This is a genomic window from Bartonella sp. OT172YNZD (genome assembly GCF_042193725.1).
GTDB lineage: Bacteria > Pseudomonadota > Alphaproteobacteria > Rhizobiales > Rhizobiaceae > Bartonella > Bartonella grahamii_A.
Window position 1 is genome coordinate 1 of record NZ_JBHILZ010000092.1, and the last position, 689, is coordinate 689.

The 689-nt window shown below is 47.3% G+C and carries 1 protein-coding gene; it reads right to left on the reverse strand.

Features of this window, described 5'->3' with window-relative positions:
* The coding region (locus tag ACFIJS_RS09200; RefSeq protein ID WP_375651322.1) for a phage tail sheath family protein at positions 1-689 on the reverse strand (689 nt) is incomplete at both ends.

Here is a 689-nt window from a genome sequence, read left to right on the forward strand (position 1 = left end):
GCGCTATTGCGCCGGCTGCCGAAACTCAAATTTTCTAGAGGAGGCACTTCTTCTGCATCAAATTCCACCCGCAATTTCCCCAGTTGTAAATTGCTGTTGGAATTTAAATCACGGTCAAACCAAACCCGCCCACCAAGCAGTGCACCGCGTGCAATCATATCATCAAGAAAGCTGGTCAAAGACCGGGTAATGGCAATAACATGTTGACCGGTCAGGTTTTCATCATTCGCCCAAGGGCGCAAATTATTGATGATGGTTTTTTCCAGTGCTGCACGGGTGCGCACCACATTGACAAAACGCCAAAGCGGATCACTAGAGGTGGTATGGTTGCCCCATAAAATGCGCCCATTGGAAGCTACTTCTCCCTGCCCATTTTGACTAAGGCGCGCGGGAATAAAGGTCGCAATATCGGCTTTATTGAGACGGTTTGCCTCATGATCAATTTCCCCATCAAAGTAGCTAATGGGGCGTGCTGTCCCTAAAATACCATGCACATCTTGATTGGAGGGAGACCAAAAAACACCGCCCCTTTGCTTGTCCCGCTTGATAAACATGGCTGCTGCAAAAGGACTTGCGGGTTTTATACTCACACCTCCATCAGAATTTGCCACCCGTACAAAGGGATCAATCAAATAACAAAAGCGTGAGGAAAAATCTGTACGATAAGCAAGGCTTTCTTCCGTGTTTTT